Raw genomic sequence first — 16,071 nt, 5'->3', positions numbered from 1 at the left:
GAAGGACTTCTCAGCGTGCTTGATCCCAGTCGAGAACATGTCAGTACGCGCACGCTGGCACTGATTCCGATTCTTCTCTTCCTCCCTCCAGTTGCTTCTTTCCTCACCGATCCCGGAGCCAGATGGGCGGAGTATTTCGGTGTCTTCTTCCATCTTTCGATGCTCTGCCTTATCTCGCGACTACCAGCACCTGCCTGGGCTCGTGCAGCAGGATTCGGCTGGGTCACCATCGATGTGACGGTCGGAGTACTGGTCATCAACGGAGTCCCCGATGACTTCAGCGGCCCTATGCGGTTGGGAGGCCACGTCTTGGCCGGAACGTGGATCATCACATGTGCTGCACATTCGGCGGGGTGGCCAATCCGGATCAGCGGCGCTGTCACCGGCATCTGGTTGGCCGGGTATTCGTTCGTCGGCAATGTACTGCCTAGGCAAGCACTCGCCCCAGCGTCCCTGCTTCTTATCGTGTGGCTCGCACTCATCGCCTTCTACGCCAAACAGGAATCCGTTGCGAACGCGGCCGGTTCCTTCCGCCAGGCACCGAATCCACCGAGCGCTCGGTGATCTGGCGCGTCGAGTAAGCCCCGAGGAGACGCGTCGCTCAATCGGGAGGGGCGTGCAGTGTGAAATCGGCGAAGTCGAAGCCCGGCACGACCAAGCACGAGACCAGCGTCGGCTCACCATCACGTGGCCGGGCACGCTGCCAGTGCCCAGGCGGGACCAAGACCTGCGGCTGTTCGCCGGCAGCAACATCAGGGCCGAGCAGAAGCGTTGTTGCCGAGTCTCTTTCGACGCCCACATCGAGCATCAGCGGGCTGCCACGATGGTAGAACCACAGCTCGGGGCTACGCACGGTGTGCCATGCCGACTGTTGCCCGGGCATCAGTAGAAACAGAATCGCCGTTCCGGCGCTGCGCGGACCGGCGTAGTCGGGTGGCAGCACGGCCTGGGGGACTCTCAGGTCGCTGCGCCACGTTTCGGCGAACCAGCCACCCTCCGGATGTGGGGACAGGTCGAGTGGTCGGGCCCAGTCGGGAAGATCCGGCATCGGGTTCATCGCTTTCATCGGGGATGGATGGTTCACCACTGGCGTATCGCCTCCAGTGTGTCTGTACAACATGATCTGCGCGGCCGCCGCGTATCGGCGGGAGCGCCAGGTGCACTCGTTCACAACGTCTTTCGGTAGATTCGAAAGTCCGCTGGCGTGCACGGCATCGGCGCAAGCCCCGGATAGGATTCCTCGATCCGACCGACCCGTTGAAGCTGATAACCGATGCGGCCGTGCCACGCTGCCAGGAACCGCTTGAACGCACCAGGTCTCTGCCAATACCGCGACCACGCATGCTCGGATCAGAGCCGGTGGAGGCCACTGTCGGCCATGATGGCTTGTCCGGTGACGAACTCGCTGGAGTCGCTGGCGAGGAAGAGCACAGTGCCAACAATGTCTTTGGCGGTCCCGGGACGCTTGATGGCCTGCAGCTGGGCGATCTCGTCGATATGCGGGATGCCGGCCAGTCCACCCGGAGTCTTCGACGCGGTAGGTCCGACCGCATTGACCGTGATGCCGAACTCCGCCACGTCGGCCGACGACCACCCGGTCGCCGACGATGGTGATGCCGCCATCGCTCTATGGTTTCAGAGTGCCGCTCTGTCCGCCTGGTTCTGTGAGTCCCAGGTGCCGTAGTCCTGGGCTCGAAAGGACCTGTTATGGAGCCCTTTTCGTAGAAATGGTGGCCGAGAATTGAAATCCTCGACGTAGGCAAGACACCCGTGGAGTTGCCCGCCCACCTGACGGCGAAATTCTCGGTTCACGATTCTGACAGGATGACGAATGACACGCGCGCAACACTTCATGGTCACGGAGATCGCCATCGCCCAGCGCGACGGCACCTTCTCTCGACGTGAGGCACTGCGCCGTGCGGGCTCATTGGGTCTCAAAGCCTCCGCGGCCGCCGTCCTGATCGCCGCATGTGGCCTCGACCAGCAACCCAACGCGACCGCTAGCCCCCGTCCCCCTGCCTTCGCCGACCGGATGTTCGTGCTTGACGGCGGGACCGCTCACGTAACCGACATCTCACAGTGGTCGCCCGGGGTGAACGTCGGTCAGCCGGCCACCTTCAGCAACAACGTCTACCTCATTGGGCATGGTGACGACTGGATGGTGTGGGACACCGGCCTCGACGAAAGTTTGATCGACATTCCTGAGGGGCGGATCTTCGCCCACGACGTGCGGGGGGTGGTCACCCGCCGGCTCAGTGATCAGCTCGACGAAATCGGCGTTGATCCGACGGACGTTGCGCACATCGCCTTCTCGCATGCCCACTTCGACCATGTGGGGAACAGTCGCTTGTTTCCCTCTGCCACTTGGTATGTGCAACGAGAAGAACACGCGGCAATGTTCGGGAGTGACTTCGGTGACTACGGATTCCTTCCGGACTTGTACGCCACCATGGCCGACAATCAGACCGTTGTGCTGGACGGGGACCACGATGTCTTCGGCGATGGATCGGCGATCGTGCTCGACACAGCAGGACACACGCCTGGCCATCAGTCACTTCTCGTACGACTTCGAGGTGCTGGTTCTTTCGTCCTCAGCGGCGATGTCACGCACTTCTGTGACAACTTTCGACATCGGCGGGTCCCGACGTTCAACGCAGACCACGGCATGTCTCGGGTTTCCATGGACAGAGTCGATGAGGTCGTACGTACCGAGAATGCGACGCTCCTCATCAACCACGACGCCCGACAAAGCGCAATGATCAGACAATCCCCCCAAGCACTCGAGTGAACAGGTGCGGAGCTCGCCACGCGTGATGTGGAGTGGCGGCCGACGCTCCCGAGAGTCGTTGCTGGCCCGGGCGCCCGCAGCGAGGCCGCCCACCGGTGTACCAAACATGAATTGGAATCGATAGAGGTGCACGCGGCGTCGGGACTATCCTCAACAGGTCCGAGGCTTCAATCACCCCTTCACAAGGGGGAGCTATGTCGAGCAACCGTCTCGAGCACAAGAGGATCGTCATCACGGGCGCGGCCAGTGGCATCGGTCGCGCTGCGGCCGAGCTGATGGTCGCAGAAGGCGCCCGGGTGCTCATCGCCGATCTGGACGCGGCGGCGGCCGCCGCGGCGGCCGCCGAGATCGGCGACAAGGCGGTCGGGGTGGCGGTGGACGTCATGGACGAGGGCTCGGTGGCGCGCATGATCGACCGCGCCGTCACGGAGTTCGGTGGCATCGACGTGCTGTGTAACCACGTCGGCGGCAGCAACCCGCGCAAGGACCTCGACCTGCTGCGCCTGGACCTCGCCGAATGGGATCGCACCATGACGCTCAACGCGCGCAGCACCGTCGTCGCCTCCCGGTTGGCGCTGCCACACATGATCGCCGCGGGTGGTGGGTCGATCATCAACACCGTGTCGGTCGCCGGTCTGGTGGGCGACACCCTTCAGTGCGCCTACGGTGCGGCCAAGGCTGCGGTCATCCGGCTCACCCAGTACATCGCCACCCAGTATGGCCGACATGGAGTGCGCTGCAACGCCATCGCCCCGGGCGCGATCATGACACCCGCGCTACGCGACAACCTATCGGCCGACACGATCGCCGACATTCGCAGCCACAACGCGCTGGATCTGATCGGCGAACCCGAGGACATCGCGTGGGCGATGGTCTACCTGGCCTCCGACGAGTCCCGCTATATGAGCGGGCAGACCCTGGTGCTCGACGGCGGCCTGACCGCGCAGAGTCCGATCGCGTCGAGCCGACGTGCGCTGCTCCATGACTGAGCGCGCCCGCCGCGTGCTCGTCGGAGTGGCCACAGTGGCATTGCTGGCCGGGTGCTCGAAGGCCGCCGAACCTGGACTGCAGCCCGGGCAGTTGCTCACCGCCCGGCCGCTGACCACCACCGCTGCGCTGCCCAGCGCCGATACCCGGCTGATCACCTATGTCTCGGACGACTCGCACGGTCAGCCCATCGTGGTGTCGGGCACCGTGGCGGTGCCGAAGTCCCCGCCCCCCGACGGCGGGTGGCCGGTGATCAGCTGGGCCCACGGCACCACCGGCTACGCCGACACCTGCGCCCCGTCGGCGGATACCGCCGACGGTCTCGTTCACGATTACGTCGGGCTGGTCACCCCCGTCCTGGACACCTGGGTGGAGCGCGGGTTCGCCGTCGTCCAAACCGACTATCAGGGGCTGGGCACCCCCGGTGGGCATCCCTACATCGACGGCACCAGCGAATCCAACACGACCACCGACATCGTGACGGCGGCCCGCGAACTGGACCCCGGCATCGGCACCGACTGGGTGGCCATCGGCCACAGTCAAGGTGGACAGGCTGCTTTGTTCACCGCGCAGGACGCCGGAGAGCGCGCACCCGAACTCGATCTGAAGGGGGCGGTGGCTATTGCCCCCGGCGGTGTGGGGCTGAGCGAGGCGGTCGAATTCGTGCGTTCCGAGAGACCGGAAGCCGTTGCCACCCAAGCATTTCTGCCGCTTCTCGTGCTCGGATCAGCCGTGGTCGAGCCCGCCATCGTCCCCGAGCAGGTCTTCACGGGCCAGGCCCGCCCGCTGCTGACCGCTGCCCGCACCGAATGCCTCGCCCAGATCCGGCAGGTTCCCCCCGTGCCGGCGGCGCAGGTCTTCGCGCCCGACGCAGATCTGACGGTGTTTCGTGAGCATCTCGACCGTCAGGACCCGACCCACCTCCACCCCCGGGTTCCGGTGATGATCGCCCAGGGCACCGCGGACACCGCGGTGGCCAAACCCGGCGTCGATGCACTGGCCGAGGCCATGTGCGGCAGGGCCGTCGCCGTGGACTACCGGGTGTACCCGGGGCAGGACCACCGTGGTGTCATCGGCGCGTCACTGCGTGATGCACAGGATTTCGTGAGCAGGGTCATCAGCGGTCAACCGACCGATACCTGTCAGCGCTGACGGGTTCGACACGGCCGGGCGCTCCGTGTCGCGCCTTCTCAGCTCGCCAGGTTCGAGCGCAGCTGCTCGCGGGCCCATTGGCCGGCTGTTGTGGTGGCAATGCCGTTGGCGTGATTGAAAGACTGTTCCAGAGGCCATGCCACGCCAATTCCGCCGGCGAAGACCGCACGGTACTTCTTCATGGTGTCGGTGGGATCGTCGGCGAGTTCTGCGTGCAGGTGCTCGACGGTCCACTCGACGCGGCGCACCCGGGTGTTGCGGGTGTCGTCGACGATGTCGGCCAATTGGCGGTAGGTGATGGTGTCGCCGGCGAGGTAGACGACGTCGTCGACGAACGGTGGCTGGGCGTACAGCACGTCGGTGGTGAGCCGGCCGATGTCCTCGGGTGTGGTCAGCGTGACGGCGTTGTCCCAACTGCCCAGTGCGTGAACGGTATTCGTCGCGGCGTCAACGACGCCGAAAGCCGGCTCGAACAGGAAGCTGGTGAACATTCCGGTGGAGACGATGATCCAGTGGGTGTCGTGCTGGGCCCGCAGCAGGTCGCGGACGTCGAGTTGTTCGTCGAAGAGGTTCTGCGGGCTGCCGCGGCCGACGAGGTCGTAGTCGGCCCCGAACTGCCAGGGCAGATAGCGGGGGACCCGCGCGGCCAGGGCCGCCTCGGTCAGCTTGCGCTGAGTGCCTGCGCCTGCGGCGAAGCCGAGGCAGCTGATCACGGTGTCGTACTGGCCCAGAATCTCCGCGAGTTCGGAGGTGGAGGCGGTGGCGACCTCGGCGTGGACGACCGCCACACCGGTGGCGCGGAGTTCCTCGAGTTGGCGGGCCTTCTGCGCGGTGGGCTCTCCAGTCGGGGGCCGCAGTAGCACGCTCACCGTGTCGGACAGCTCGTTTCGGGCGATGTGAGCGGTGAGCGAGTCGATCATCGCCGTCCCGAGTTCACCGGCCCCGATGACGAGGAATGCGGTCGCTGGTGCTGGGGAAGTCATGTATCAGTCCTCGGTATCGGGGGTTGGTGTCATGGGCTCGGCGGCCGGGGCCCGGTAGCGAGCGTCGGCTCCGCGTCAGACGACAGGGACAACACCGGATACGGCGGCGGAATTCCGACTGTATGACGTAACCGTCTCCAACCATGACGGCCTCACACTGACGGACATTGCGCGCCAGCTCGATTCGCCGTTGAGTTCCATTCAGGGGCTCATCAACGGGCCAGGCCATTCCTCCGTCGAGGGTGAGGATGCAGCCGCTGGTGTAGCTGCTGCGCGGCGAGCCGAGGAAGACAATGCGGTCAGCAACCTGTCGGTGCGGACGGGTCCGGGATGATGCCGACCACTCGCACACCTTGATCGAGGGAGTAGACGGACCTGAGCAGGTCTCGTCGACGTCATGGGTGGTGCGCGGGCGTCATCCGCCGATCGGCGCGGACACTTCCGTACCTATCGGTGCAAAACGGGTACCGTCGACGCCATGAAGAGTGGCACGAAGGCCCCGATGGGGCGGCCGCGGGCGTTCGACGCCGATGAGGCCCTCGATCGCGCCATGCGGGTCTTCTGGGAACAGGGCTACGAAGGCGCCAGCCTCACCGACCTGACAGAAGCGATGGGCATCAGCCGTACCAGCATGTATGCAGCATTCGGCAACAAGGAAGAGCTGTTCGCCCGAGTTCTGCAGCGCTACACCGAAGGACCCGCCTCCTACGGTCCGCGTGCCCTGGAGGAACCGACCGCACGTCATGTGGCCGCCGCGGTCTTGCGGGGGGCGATCACGGCCAGCACCAGCCCGGGCGGTCCGGCAGGGTGCCTGGGCGTCCAGGGTGCCCTGGCAGCCGGTGCGCCGGCCCGCGAAGTACGTGACTTGCTCATCGCCTGGCGCAACGACGGAGTCTCTCAGCTCCGCAGGCGATTTCAACTCGCCGTCGACGAAGGCGACTTACCCTGCAGCGCCAATCCCGGCGTGCTTGCGCGCTACATCGTCACCTTGTCCAACGGCATTGCCGTCCAAGCTGCGAGTGGCGCCAGCCGTGATGACCTCCAGCAAGTAGCTGACGCCGCCCTGCGGAGCTGGCCGCCGGCCTGATGCCGGGTCAGCAGCAGCGACCATCGACGGGACGCGTCGTGGACCTCACATCGCTGCGACGCTGCGCCTGATGGATTTCGGCGTGAGCCGCAGCATCGTCGGCAGAAGCCTGGTCGGGCCCGGCAGAGCCATCGGCCGGCGGCGTTCCAGTGCCTTCAGGGTGACTGCGGCTACATCGGCGGGAGCCATCTTCTTCCCCGTGAGGTTCGCGTTCATGGGTGTATCCGTGGTGGGCGGAAGCAGTTCGAGGACATGGGTTTTGGTGGGTCCAAGCTGCCGTCGCAGCCCTTCGGCGAATCCGTGTAGTCCGGCTTTGACGGCACCGTAGGTCGGCGCGCGAGTAGGTGATACCAGCGCGAACGGCAGACCGTCGGCAGGCCGCAGGCCGGGTAGGGAACATTGTTGACACTATGTCGGTTATTCACGACACTGTGTCAAATAGTCGGGCACGCGCCGTTCGAGCTGGGAGTACACGTGAAGACCTTCTTCATCACCGGAGTGAGTAGCGGTCTGGGGCGCGCAGTCGCCATCGGCGCACTGGACGCCGACCATCGCGTGGTGGGCACCGTCCGCCGGGCTGACGACGCCGAACGCTTCGAATCATTGGCGCCCGGCCGCGCCCATGCTCGCTTGTTGGACGTGACCGACGACTACGCCGTGGCGTCCACCGTCGCGGACGTGGAGTCCACGGTCGGCGCGATCGACGTCGTCATCGCCAATGCCGGTTATGGCCTGGAGGGCATCTTCGAGGAGACGCCTCTGTCGGATCTACGAGATCAGTTCTCCACCAATGTCTTCGGGGTCGCCGCAACGCTGCATGCCGTCCTGCCATACTTCCGGCAGCGGAGGGCGGGTCATCTCATGGCCGTCACGTCGATGGCAGGCCTGATGGCGGTCCCGGGGATGTCGGCCTACTGTGCGAGCAAGTTCGCCGTGGAAGGGCTACTCGAGAGTGTGCGAAAAGAGGTCGCCGCCTTCGGTATCCATGTCACCGCCATCGAGCCGGGATCCTTCCGTACCGAGTGGGCAGGCCGGTCGATGATCCGTACCGACCGGTCCATTCCCGACTACGACGAGCTGTTCGAGCCAATCCGCGAGGCGCGGGTCCGGGCAAGCGGCCATCAGCTGGGTGATCCGGCGATGGCGGCGCAGGCCGTCCTGGCGATTCTCGACGAGCCGGAGGCGCCGGCGCATCTCGTGCTCGGCTCCGACGCATTGCGGCTGATCGGCAGCGCTCGCGCTGCTGTCGATGAGGACATCCGCCGGTGGGAAAGCATATCCCGCAGCACGGACTTTCCCGACGGCGCGCAGCTTGCGTCGAGTTGACAAGCTCCGGTACGAAGGACCACCGTGACCGCACCGAGGCCCTCGCGCCGCCCGCCGGTGGGCGCCCGGAAGGGCGAACTCCGGGAGCGCCAACTTCTCGATGCGGCCGAAGCCGTACTGGCCGAACGCGGTTACGCGCAGATGACCGTCAACGACATTGCGGCGGCAGCCGGGATCACCCGAAGCGCTCTCTACTTCTACTTCGGCTCCAAACAGGATGTCGTCACCGCCTTGGTTCGGCGCACAACCGACGCGTTGCAAGAGGAATCGGTTGCAGCGCTTGCAGAGTCGAGTGAACCCGACGCCGTCATCGCTACGGCGTTGGAGCGGACGGCTTTGTTGTGGCGCGAGCACGGAGTGGTCATGCGCGCGGCCGTCGACCTCGGCTCGACCATCCCTGAGATCGGCGATCTGTGGACCCACGCCGCCGCGAGTCTCATCGAGGCCATCGCCGGGGTTCTGATCCGCGCCGGGATCCAGCCCGGCGACGGTCCAGGTGATGCGCCCGCACTGGCGGCTGCTCTGTGCTGGATGATCGAGCGCAGTTTCTATCAGGCGTCGAAGACATCGGTCGACGCCCTCGACCGGGCACAACTCACCTGTCAGGTGGCGTGGCGGCGAATAGCGCTGCCACACTGAGGTTGCCGGGTATCGGTGGCCATCGTCAGGTAGAGGGGCGCGGCGCGCGCGCCTGCTCCAATCTCGCGTAGGGATATCGCCGATCGAGATCAACGTGTCTTCATCTACACCGCAGAACCTGGATCGCGTTCAGAGGAGGCGATGCGACTGCTGTCGGTGGTCGGGACGCAGCACATCGCCGCCCTGGGCTGAGGAGCTCGTCGTATCCGGCGCACCCGGCGTCGGCGATGGGCGCTTTGTATAGTTGGGCATGTCGAATAATCGCCCGGATGAACGGTGACCCAGCGCGTAGCCAGTGAAGGCGACCGGGAATCCTTCATCGTGGAAAGTCTCGTCGCCGCGTTCGCCGATCTCATGGCGGCGGACCCGGGTGCGTTTCGGACGAAATTTCGCAAGATGGCGGCGGATCCGTTCGCGTTCTTCCGCGGCAGCGCCTGCCTGTTCTACGCCGACGTGTCATTGCAGGAGGACCGATGGGTCGACGAGCGCACCAGCCGTGTGTGGGTTCAGGGGGATCTGCACGCCGAGAACTTCGGAACCTACATGGACGGCGCTGGGACGCTGATCTTCGACGTCAATGACTTCGACGAAGCGTACGTCGGTCATTTCACCTGGGACCTCAAGCGTTTCGCGGCGAGCGTCGCTCTGATGTGTTGGCAGAAGGCGCTTTCGGACCAGCAGATCACCAGACTGATCGAGACGTTCACGCGCGCGTACCTAGGCCAGGTTCGGTGGTTCGCGCACGCCGACAACGATGTGGATTTCTCTCTCAATCTGAGTACGGCGCGCGGTGCGGTGTTGTCCGCGCTGCAATCGGCACGGCTGTCGACCCGCGCCGGCATGCTCGACCGCCTCACCGTTGTCGACGAGTGGGACCGTCGCTTTCGCGATCTGCCCGGGGTCATTCGACTCGACGCGCCCGAGCGCGAAAAGGTCGTGGAGGCGTTCAACCGCTACTTGGAAACCATCCCGCAGGCGCAGCGATTCCGGGGAATCGCCTATGACGTCAAGGATGTCATCGCCAAGACAGGATTCGGAATCGGCAGCGCCGGGCTACCCGCCTACACCGTTCTCATCGAAGGCTTCAATCAGGCATTGGACAACGATGCCGTGCTGTCGATGAAACAGGGCAACGTGGCGGCCCCGAGTCGCGTGGTTGACGACACCGAAGTGCAGCAGTACTTCCGGCACCATGGGCACCGGACCGCCGTGTCACAGCGCGCGCTGCAGGCGCATGCCGATCCGTTGCTCGGCTACACCGACATCGACGGGGTCGGTTTCGTGGTCAGTGAGATATCGCCGTATGAGGCAGATCTGAACTGGAGCGAGCTCACCGATCCGGACGAGCTGGCCGAAGTCATCGAGCAACTCGGCCGGGCGGTGGCCAAGATGCACTGCGTCAGCGATTCCGACAGCGACCAGTCGCTGGTTGCTTTCCAGACCGAGGAAGCGATTGTCGAGGTGGTCGGACCTGACGAGTCCGCATTCGTCGCTGACATCGTGGCGTTCGGCCTGCAATACGCCGCCACTGTTCGAGACGACCATCGGCACTTCGTCGAGGCGTTCCGCGAAGGTCGGATTCCCGGTGTCAGCGCTACGTAGCCTGCTACTTCCGGAAGAGCAACGGGCCGCGGCTTGTTAGCAGTCTCTCGGCGTCACGGAACGATGACCAGCTTGCCGTTGAGGTGTCCGGTGCGGCTGGCGTCGAGTGCGGCGGCGACCTCCTCCAACGGGTAAGTGTGGCTGATGGATACGGTGAGACGTCCCTGCTCGATGAGCGCGACGAGTTCACGAAGAGCGTTTCCGAGAGCGCTTCCCGCACCGCCTACGTGGAGTTGGATCCCAGTGTCGGCGGCGTCGAAGGCGACCAGTGACAGGACCCGGGCGGGGTCTCCGGTGAGTTCGATGGACAGGGGGATCTCGCCGCGGCCGGAGGCATCGAGCACAGCGTCGATTCCCTGCGGTGCGGCCTCGTGCACGCGTTCCCGCAGTCCGTCGCCGTAGGTGACCGGTGTCGCGCCGATCGATCGCAGGTAGTCGTGGTTGCGTTCGCTCGCTGTGCCGATGACGTGGATACCGCGGGCGTTGACGAGTTGGACGGCGAAGGTTCCCACACCGCCGGCGGACGCGTGGATGAGCAGCGTCTCACCCGCTTCGACACCGAGTTTCTGCAGTACCGCGTAAGCGGTGCCTCCCGCACCCGCAAGCGAGCCGGCCACCTCCCACCTCATGCCGTCGGGTTTGCGGACGAGGTCGTCCGCCTCGGCGAGCGCATACTCGGAGAACGAGGGTGTCGTCGACACACCTAGAACCTCGTCTCCCACGGCCCATTCGGTGACTTCGGAGCCGATCTCGTCGACGACCCCGGCCACATCGGACCCGGCGCCGGCCGGGAGATCCAGGGGCACCTGCTCGCGCATGAAGCCGGCGATGATCTTCCAGTCGATCGGGTTGACTCCGGCGGCTCGCACCGAGATGCGCACCTGGCGGGGTCCGGGTGTCGGCGGTGGCGCGTCGACCAATTCCAGAACGTCGGGGTCGCCGTAGTCGGGGAACTGCGCGGTTCGTGGCATCTGCTGGTCTCCGATCGGTTGTCGTCTCGGACGGGTACAACCACGACGGACGGCGCGTTACTCCGTGAGGGATAGGCGAGGCCCTGTGCGGACCCGCACTCACAGGATGTAGCGCGGCGCCCCAGGTCAGCTGAAGCGGACGTGCATCGTCGCGAGACCGAAGATCTTCTTCCCGTCGGACTTCGCGCCGACCACGATGACCCCTGAGCGCGTCTCCGGGTCCAGCGATTTGATGCGTCCGCTGAATTCGATGTCGGCGCCCTCCTTGGCCGGGACGATCGCCGGCGCGGACAGTCGCACCGCGTAGCGAGTCACCGCGCCGGGGTCGCCAGTCCACGCGGACGTGAATCCGGCACCCAGACCCATGGTGAGCATCCCGTGGGCGATCACATCGGGCAGCCCGGCCAGCTTGGCGATGTCCTCGTCCCAGTGGATCGGGTTGGCGTCGCCGGCGACGCCGGCATAGTTCACCAGGTCACCGCGGGACAGCCGGGTGTGACGCGGTGGCAGCTCATCGCCGACCTTCACGTCGTCGAACGACGGAGTACCCGGCGTGCGGGTCGTGCCCCCGTCGGCGATCCGGACCTCGCTCTCGGGACGCACGGTCTTCTCGTAGTCGCCGTCCAACGTGTTGACGCCGGAGAAGTCCACGTCGTGCATCATCGCGTTCTGCACGGCCGTCTTGACCTCGGGATTGAGATCCTCGGCGGTGACGCCGACAACGGTGGTGTGCAGGGTGTGCACCCGCTCGCCGGCCGTGTCGGTGAAGGTGTTGGTGACGGTGATCATGTCCCGGCCGGCGATCCGGCGCACCGAGGTCAGCTCGACGTCGACGTGGAGTTCGTCGCCGGCCACGATCGGACGGTGCTGCTCGAAGACCTCTTCGGTCTGCAGATAGGTGTCGTAACCGACGACGATCTGTTCGAACATCCGGCGGTTGCAGGACATGCCCGGGGCGGATGTGAACGTCAGCGGCGCCACCAGGCCGGAATAACCGAGCTCTGCGGCGACCGCGACATCCCAGTGCGCGGGGTGATAGTCCTGCACTGCACGGGCGTATTCGCGGACCTTCTCGCGGCCGACCAGGTAGGTGTCGTCCATCTGGTAGTAGTGGCCGACCCGGGCTTCGAGCGGCGACGCTTCTGGTGCTGCGGTCATCAGTTCTCTCTCAACTCTTCTATCGGCTTGTCGCTGAGGCCGACAAAGCACACTAACGCGCGCGCTCGGGGGCAACGCATGGCGATGCACCGGCGAGAGGGTGGTGGAATGCGGTGTGCGTTGCCGTCTGACGACACTAAACTCGGACATCGGGTCCTCAGCGCGCGGCGCAACAAGTGATCGACTGCGACTCGGGGGTCTGAGCGCGGAGGGGGCACCATGCGCGAAGACGGAGTGATGTCCGAGACGGACAGCGGCTGGATGATCGACACGCTGCTCACGCTGCTGCAGACCCCGAGCCCGACGGGGCGCACCGATGCGGTGATGCAGATGATCGGCGAGATCTTCGAAGGCTTCGGCTTGTCGTTTTCGCTGACCCGCCGCGGCGCGTTGATCGTCGAACTCCCAGGGGAGTCGGCGACGACCGACCGGGCGCTGGTGGTCCACGCCGACACGACCGGCTGCATGGTTCGAGCGCTGAAGGACAACGGCCGACTCGAGGTGATTCCCGTCGGCACCTTCTCGGCGCGCTTCGCCGCCGGGGCGCGAGTGCGAATTCTCTGCGAGGACTCCGAGGAGTTCATCACCGGCACCATCATGCCGCTCAAGGCAAGTGGGCACGCCTTCGGCGACGAGGTGGACACTCAGCCCACCGATTGGGACCACGTCGAAGTCCGCATCGATCGCAAGGTCTCCTCTCCGGAGGACCTGATCCGGCTGGGCGTCCGGATCGGTGACTACGTCCCGTTGATGGCCAACCCCGTCCTGACCGAGGACGGGTTCGTCGTATCCCGCCACCTCGATGACAAGGCCGGAGTGGCCGTCGTGCTCGCACTGGTCAAGAACCTCACCGACAATTCGGTGCAACTCCCGCACCGCACGACGATCATGGTCACGATCGCCGAGGAGGTGGGTTACGGCGCGAGCACGGGCCTGCCCGCAGACATCGCCGAGATGATCTCTGTGGACAACGCGGTGTGCGCGCCCGGGCAACACTCCAGGGAAGACACCGTGACCGTGCCGATGTCCGATCTGCACGGGCCCTACGACTACCACCTGACCCGGAAGCTGTGCCGACTCGCGGAGGAGCAGGACATCCCGTTCACACGTGATGTGTTCCGCTACTACCGATCCGACGCGGCTGCGGCGATCGAGGCCGGCGCGAACACCCGGGCCGCGCTCGTGGGCTTCGGCGTCGACGGCAGCCACGGCTGGGAGAGAACCCATATCGATTCGATGAAGGCCACCTACCGTCTGCTCCGCGCGTGGATCCAGTCACCGCTGACATTCGCCGAGTGGGATGCGAACCCCTCCGGCGAGGGAGACCTGCACGACTTTCCGTCGTCGAAGCAGCCTGCCCCGCGGGAGAAATGGGTTCCGCTGTCGCGCGACGCGTCTCGATGATGCGGCGACCGGACGTCAGGCCAGGTGATCGCCGAGCCTGGTGAGTAGTTCGGTCAGCTGCTTCTTCTCGCCATGACTCAAGCAGGCGAGCATCTCGTGCGCGGCAGCCGTGTAATCGGCCCGCCAATCCCGTGCCTGCCGGCGACCTGCGTCCGTGGTGCTCAATCGCACTGCACGGCGGTCATTTTCGTCGGGGGCCCGCATCACCAGGCCCTCGCGCACCAGGGCGTCGACAAGCGTTGATGCGGTGGCCTGGGTGATGCCCACCGCCCGCGCCACGTCTGCCGAGCGCACTGGTTGCAAACGCTCGATTTCGGCGAGGAGCTTGGATCGGGGAGTCGACACCCCGCGGTCGCCGAGGCGCTCGTCGAAGGCTCGAACGACCAATTTGGCGGCCCGACCGAAGGCGTCGACGGCCTCTGCGGCGGTCCGCTTGTCGTCCTCCACTGCGGATCTCCTCTGATCGGTTGACGCAGAATATCAGCACCCATATAGTTCGAGACCATATAGTTAGATACCTAAGGAAAGGCCTCCCATGTCCCACCCTGAGACGTTCCCACTCGGTGCGATCACCGTCCGACGCGTCGGATTCGGCGCCATGCAGTTGCCCGGACCTGGCGTGTTCGGACCGCCGCGCGACCACGACCAGGCCATCTCGGTCCTGCGGCGCGCAGTCGAACTCGGTGTCGATCACATCGACACCGCGCAGTTCTACGGCCCGGAGGTCGCCAACGAACTCATCCGGGAGGCGCTGCACCCGTATCCGGATAACCTGGCGCTGGTCAGCAAGGTCGGTGGCACACGGGATGACCAGGCCAATTGGCTGCCTGCCCAGGATCCCGATGATCTGCGCCGCGACATCGAAGAGAACCTGCGCACCCTCGACGTGGACCGGCTCGCGGCGGTGAACCTGCGCGTCTTCGGGGAGGACGGTGGTTCCACGAAGGTCGACCGCGGCCTGTTCGAGCGGCAGCTGGACGCGATGATCGCTGCCCGCGCCGAAGGCCTCATCGCAGGTATCGGGCTGAGCAGCATCTCTCGCGAGCATCTGGAGATCGCGCTGGAACGCACGGAGATCGCCTGCGTGCAGAACGCGTACAACCTCGCCGACCGGACCTCTCAACCCGTCCTCGACCTCTGCATCGAACGCAACATCGCCTTCGTGCCGTTCTTCCCGCTGGGGTCGGCGTTCGTCGCGGACAACCCGGTTCTGGGCAACCCCGCCATCGGGCGGGTCGCGGCCGAACTGGGCCGTACCCCCGCGCAGATCGCATTGGCGTGGACGCTGAATGTGGCGCCCAACGTGCTGCTGATCCCCGGTACGTCGTCGGTGGCCCACCTGGAGGAAAACCTGGCTGTCGCCGACATCGAACTGCCCACCGATCTCGCGATCTAGTGGTGACTACTCGTCGCTCTGCGCCGGGTGGTTGCCCTCGATGGCGGCGAGGACGTCATCGGATGCCTTGCGGAACACCGCGAGGCGTTTCGGCCCCAGTACGTCGATGAAGAGTTCGCGTACCCGGGCGGCGTTGGCGGGGGAGGCCGACTCGATGGCGGTGCGGCCGGCCGGGGTGAGCGCGACGGACGGGTAGCGCGAGCCGGCATCGGGATCCGCCTCGCGGCTGACGAGTCCGCGCTTCTCCATCCGGCTGAGGTGATGGGACAGCCGGCTCTTCTCCCACAGCGTGGCCCGGCCGAGTTCGTAGGCCCGCATCCGTCCGCCCGGCGCTTCGGAGAGGTTCACCAAGATCTCGTAGTCGGAGTCCGACAGTCCGAAGTCGCGCTGCAGGCGCCTGGCGAGGTGCCTTTCGAGGCGATGGTGCATGTCGACGAAGCTGCGCCAGGCAGCCAACTCGTCGGGGTCGAGTCGCGATCGGTCGGCCATGAGGGGAAGTCTATCGATTCGGGTTGACATATCAACCAGGCGCGCTACCGTGGGTTTGGTTGACATATCAACCCGATGGAAGGTGGCGA

Annotated in this window: 18 protein-coding genes; 10 read left to right on the top strand and 8 right to left on the bottom strand. The window is 65.5% G+C overall.

Going from position 1 to position 16,071, the window contains the following annotated elements:
- Positions 1–15 precede the first annotated feature (15 nt).
- Positions 16–564: a hypothetical protein gene (locus I7X18_RS28155; RefSeq protein WP_193045504.1), complete on the top strand. Its 549-nt coding sequence runs from the start codon at positions 16–18 to the stop codon at positions 562–564.
- A 37-nt stretch (positions 565–601) separates the two neighbouring features.
- On the opposite strand, the gene I7X18_RS28150 is transcribed toward I7X18_RS28155, so the two are convergent.
- Entirely contained in the window at positions 602–1,048 is a 447-nt protein-coding gene (locus I7X18_RS28150; protein WP_193045896.1) for a cupin domain-containing protein, read from the bottom strand.
- A 302-nt stretch (positions 1,049–1,350) separates the two neighbouring features.
- Positions 1,351–1,623, bottom strand: coding sequence for an SDR family oxidoreductase (locus I7X18_RS28145; protein WP_193045505.1), 273 nt, complete (start codon positions 1,621–1,623; stop codon positions 1,351–1,353).
- A 208-nt stretch (positions 1,624–1,831) separates the two neighbouring features.
- Here I7X18_RS28145 and I7X18_RS28140 point away from each other — a divergent pair, with 208 nt between their 5' ends.
- From I7X18_RS28140 to I7X18_RS28130, 3 genes are all read left to right on the top strand, one after another.
- On the top strand, positions 1,832–2,788 hold the full coding sequence (locus I7X18_RS28140) for an N-acyl homoserine lactonase family protein (protein WP_226863299.1): 957 nt from the start codon (positions 1,832–1,834) through the stop codon (positions 2,786–2,788).
- Between the two features lie 194 nt (positions 2,789–2,982).
- On the top strand, positions 2,983–3,777 hold the full coding sequence (locus tag I7X18_RS28135; RefSeq protein WP_193045506.1) for an SDR family NAD(P)-dependent oxidoreductase: 795 nt from the start codon (positions 2,983–2,985) through the stop codon (positions 3,775–3,777).
- A complete protein-coding gene (locus tag I7X18_RS28130) occupies positions 3,770–4,927 on the top strand; it encodes an alpha/beta hydrolase family protein (protein ID WP_193045507.1) in 1,158 nt (385 codons plus the stop codon). The genes I7X18_RS28135 and I7X18_RS28130 overlap by 8 nt, the downstream gene beginning before the upstream one ends.
- Positions 4,928–4,965: 38 nt before the next feature.
- Here the strand turns inward: I7X18_RS28130 and I7X18_RS28125 are convergent, their stop codons facing one another.
- Positions 4,966–5,910 (bottom strand): aromatic alcohol reductase, encoded by a 945-nt coding sequence (locus I7X18_RS28125; RefSeq protein WP_193045508.1) that lies wholly within the window; start codon positions 5,908–5,910, stop codon positions 4,966–4,968.
- Between the two features lie 478 nt (positions 5,911–6,388).
- Here I7X18_RS28125 and I7X18_RS28120 point away from each other — a divergent pair, with 478 nt between their 5' ends.
- Positions 6,389–6,997, top strand: a complete 609-nt coding sequence (locus tag I7X18_RS28120; RefSeq protein WP_193045509.1) for a TetR/AcrR family transcriptional regulator — start codon at positions 6,389–6,391, stop codon at positions 6,995–6,997.
- 45 nt (positions 6,998–7,042) lie between these two features.
- Here the strand turns inward: I7X18_RS28120 and I7X18_RS29900 are convergent, their stop codons facing one another.
- Complete coding sequence (locus I7X18_RS29900; RefSeq protein ID WP_226863420.1) at positions 7,043–7,351, bottom strand: SDR family NAD(P)-dependent oxidoreductase; 309 nt, start codon at positions 7,349–7,351, stop codon at positions 7,043–7,045.
- A 120-nt stretch (positions 7,352–7,471) separates the two neighbouring features.
- Here I7X18_RS29900 and I7X18_RS28110 point away from each other — a divergent pair, with 120 nt between their 5' ends.
- From I7X18_RS28110 to I7X18_RS28100, 3 genes are all read left to right on the top strand, one after another.
- The gene (locus I7X18_RS28110; protein WP_193045510.1) at positions 7,472–8,323 is read left to right on the top strand and encodes an oxidoreductase; all 852 of its coding nucleotides are present in this window, start codon (positions 7,472–7,474) and stop codon (positions 8,321–8,323) included.
- Positions 8,324–8,347: 24 nt separating this feature from the next.
- Complete coding sequence (locus tag I7X18_RS28105; protein ID WP_193045511.1) at positions 8,348–8,962, top strand: TetR/AcrR family transcriptional regulator; 615 nt, start codon at positions 8,348–8,350, stop codon at positions 8,960–8,962.
- Positions 8,963–9,316: 354 nt separating this feature from the next.
- Positions 9,317–10,564, top strand: a complete 1,248-nt coding sequence (locus I7X18_RS28100) for a DUF2252 domain-containing protein (RefSeq protein WP_193045899.1) — start codon at positions 9,317–9,319, stop codon at positions 10,562–10,564.
- Between the two features lie 53 nt (positions 10,565–10,617).
- Here I7X18_RS28100 and I7X18_RS28095 read toward each other — a convergent pair whose 3' ends face one another.
- On the bottom strand, positions 10,618–11,535 hold the full coding sequence (locus tag I7X18_RS28095) for an NADP-dependent oxidoreductase (RefSeq protein WP_193045512.1): 918 nt from the start codon (positions 11,533–11,535) through the stop codon (positions 10,618–10,620).
- Positions 11,536–11,661: 126 nt separating this feature from the next.
- Complete coding sequence (locus I7X18_RS28090) at positions 11,662–12,693, bottom strand: fused (3R)-hydroxyacyl-ACP dehydratase subunits HadA/HadB (RefSeq protein ID WP_193045513.1); 1,032 nt, start codon at positions 12,691–12,693, stop codon at positions 11,662–11,664.
- 219 nt (positions 12,694–12,912) lie between these two features.
- Between I7X18_RS28090 and I7X18_RS28085 the strand changes: the two genes are divergently transcribed.
- Complete coding sequence (locus I7X18_RS28085) at positions 12,913–14,097, top strand: osmoprotectant NAGGN system M42 family peptidase (protein ID WP_193045514.1); 1,185 nt, start codon at positions 12,913–12,915, stop codon at positions 14,095–14,097.
- Positions 14,098–14,112: 15 nt separating this feature from the next.
- On the opposite strand, the gene I7X18_RS28080 is transcribed toward I7X18_RS28085, so the two are convergent.
- Positions 14,113–14,544, bottom strand: a complete 432-nt coding sequence (locus I7X18_RS28080; RefSeq protein ID WP_193045515.1) for a MarR family winged helix-turn-helix transcriptional regulator — start codon at positions 14,542–14,544, stop codon at positions 14,113–14,115.
- Positions 14,545–14,632: 88 nt separating this feature from the next.
- On the opposite strand from I7X18_RS28080, the gene I7X18_RS28075 reads away from it, so the two are divergent.
- Positions 14,633–15,493 (top strand): oxidoreductase, encoded by an 861-nt coding sequence (locus I7X18_RS28075; protein ID WP_193045516.1) that lies wholly within the window; start codon positions 14,633–14,635, stop codon positions 15,491–15,493.
- Positions 15,494–15,499: 6 nt separating this feature from the next.
- Here I7X18_RS28075 and I7X18_RS28070 read toward each other — a convergent pair whose 3' ends face one another.
- A complete protein-coding gene (locus I7X18_RS28070) occupies positions 15,500–15,982 on the bottom strand; it encodes a MarR family winged helix-turn-helix transcriptional regulator (protein ID WP_193045517.1) in 483 nt (160 codons plus the stop codon).
- Positions 15,983–16,071 lie beyond the last annotated feature (89 nt).

This window comes from Mycolicibacterium baixiangningiae (assembly GCF_016313185.1).
In the GTDB taxonomy this organism is placed as follows: Bacteria; Actinomycetota; Actinomycetes; order Mycobacteriales; family Mycobacteriaceae; genus Mycobacterium; species Mycobacterium baixiangningiae.
The sequence above is the reverse complement of the archived record's forward strand: the minus strand, read 5'-3'. Positions and strand labels throughout refer to the sequence as shown.

Coding starts and splice junctions, on each gene's coding strand:
- I7X18_RS28095 (WP_193045512.1), bottom strand. CDS start 11,535: ATGCCACGAACCGCGCAGTTCCCCGACTACGGCGACCCCGACGTTCTG.
- I7X18_RS28075 (WP_193045516.1), top strand. CDS start 14,633: ATGTCCCACCCTGAGACGTTCCCACTCGGTGCGATCACCGTCCGACGC.
- I7X18_RS28120 (WP_193045509.1), top strand. CDS start 6,389: ATGAAGAGTGGCACGAAGGCCCCGATGGGGCGGCCGCGGGCGTTCGAC.
- I7X18_RS28150 (WP_193045896.1), bottom strand. CDS start 1,048: ATGCCGGATCTTCCCGACTGGGCCCGACCACTCGACCTGTCCCCACAT.
- I7X18_RS28125 (WP_193045508.1), bottom strand. CDS start 5,910: ATGACTTCCCCAGCACCAGCGACCGCATTCCTCGTCATCGGGGCCGGT.
- I7X18_RS28135 (WP_193045506.1), top strand. CDS start 2,983: ATGTCGAGCAACCGTCTCGAGCACAAGAGGATCGTCATCACGGGCGCG.
- I7X18_RS28145 (WP_193045505.1), bottom strand. CDS start 1,623: ATGGCGGCATCACCATCGTCGGCGACCGGGTGGTCGTCGGCCGACGTG.
- I7X18_RS28130 (WP_193045507.1), top strand. CDS start 3,770: ATGACTGAGCGCGCCCGCCGCGTGCTCGTCGGAGTGGCCACAGTGGCA.
- I7X18_RS28070 (WP_193045517.1), bottom strand. CDS start 15,982: ATGGCCGACCGATCGCGACTCGACCCCGACGAGTTGGCTGCCTGGCGC.
- I7X18_RS28085 (WP_193045514.1), top strand. CDS start 12,913: ATGCGCGAAGACGGAGTGATGTCCGAGACGGACAGCGGCTGGATGATC.
- I7X18_RS28140 (WP_226863299.1), top strand. CDS start 1,832: ATGACACGCGCGCAACACTTCATGGTCACGGAGATCGCCATCGCCCAG.
- I7X18_RS28090 (WP_193045513.1), bottom strand. CDS start 12,693: ATGACCGCAGCACCAGAAGCGTCGCCGCTCGAAGCCCGGGTCGGCCAC.
- I7X18_RS28100 (WP_193045899.1), top strand. CDS start 9,317: ATGGCGGCGGACCCGGGTGCGTTTCGGACGAAATTTCGCAAGATGGCG.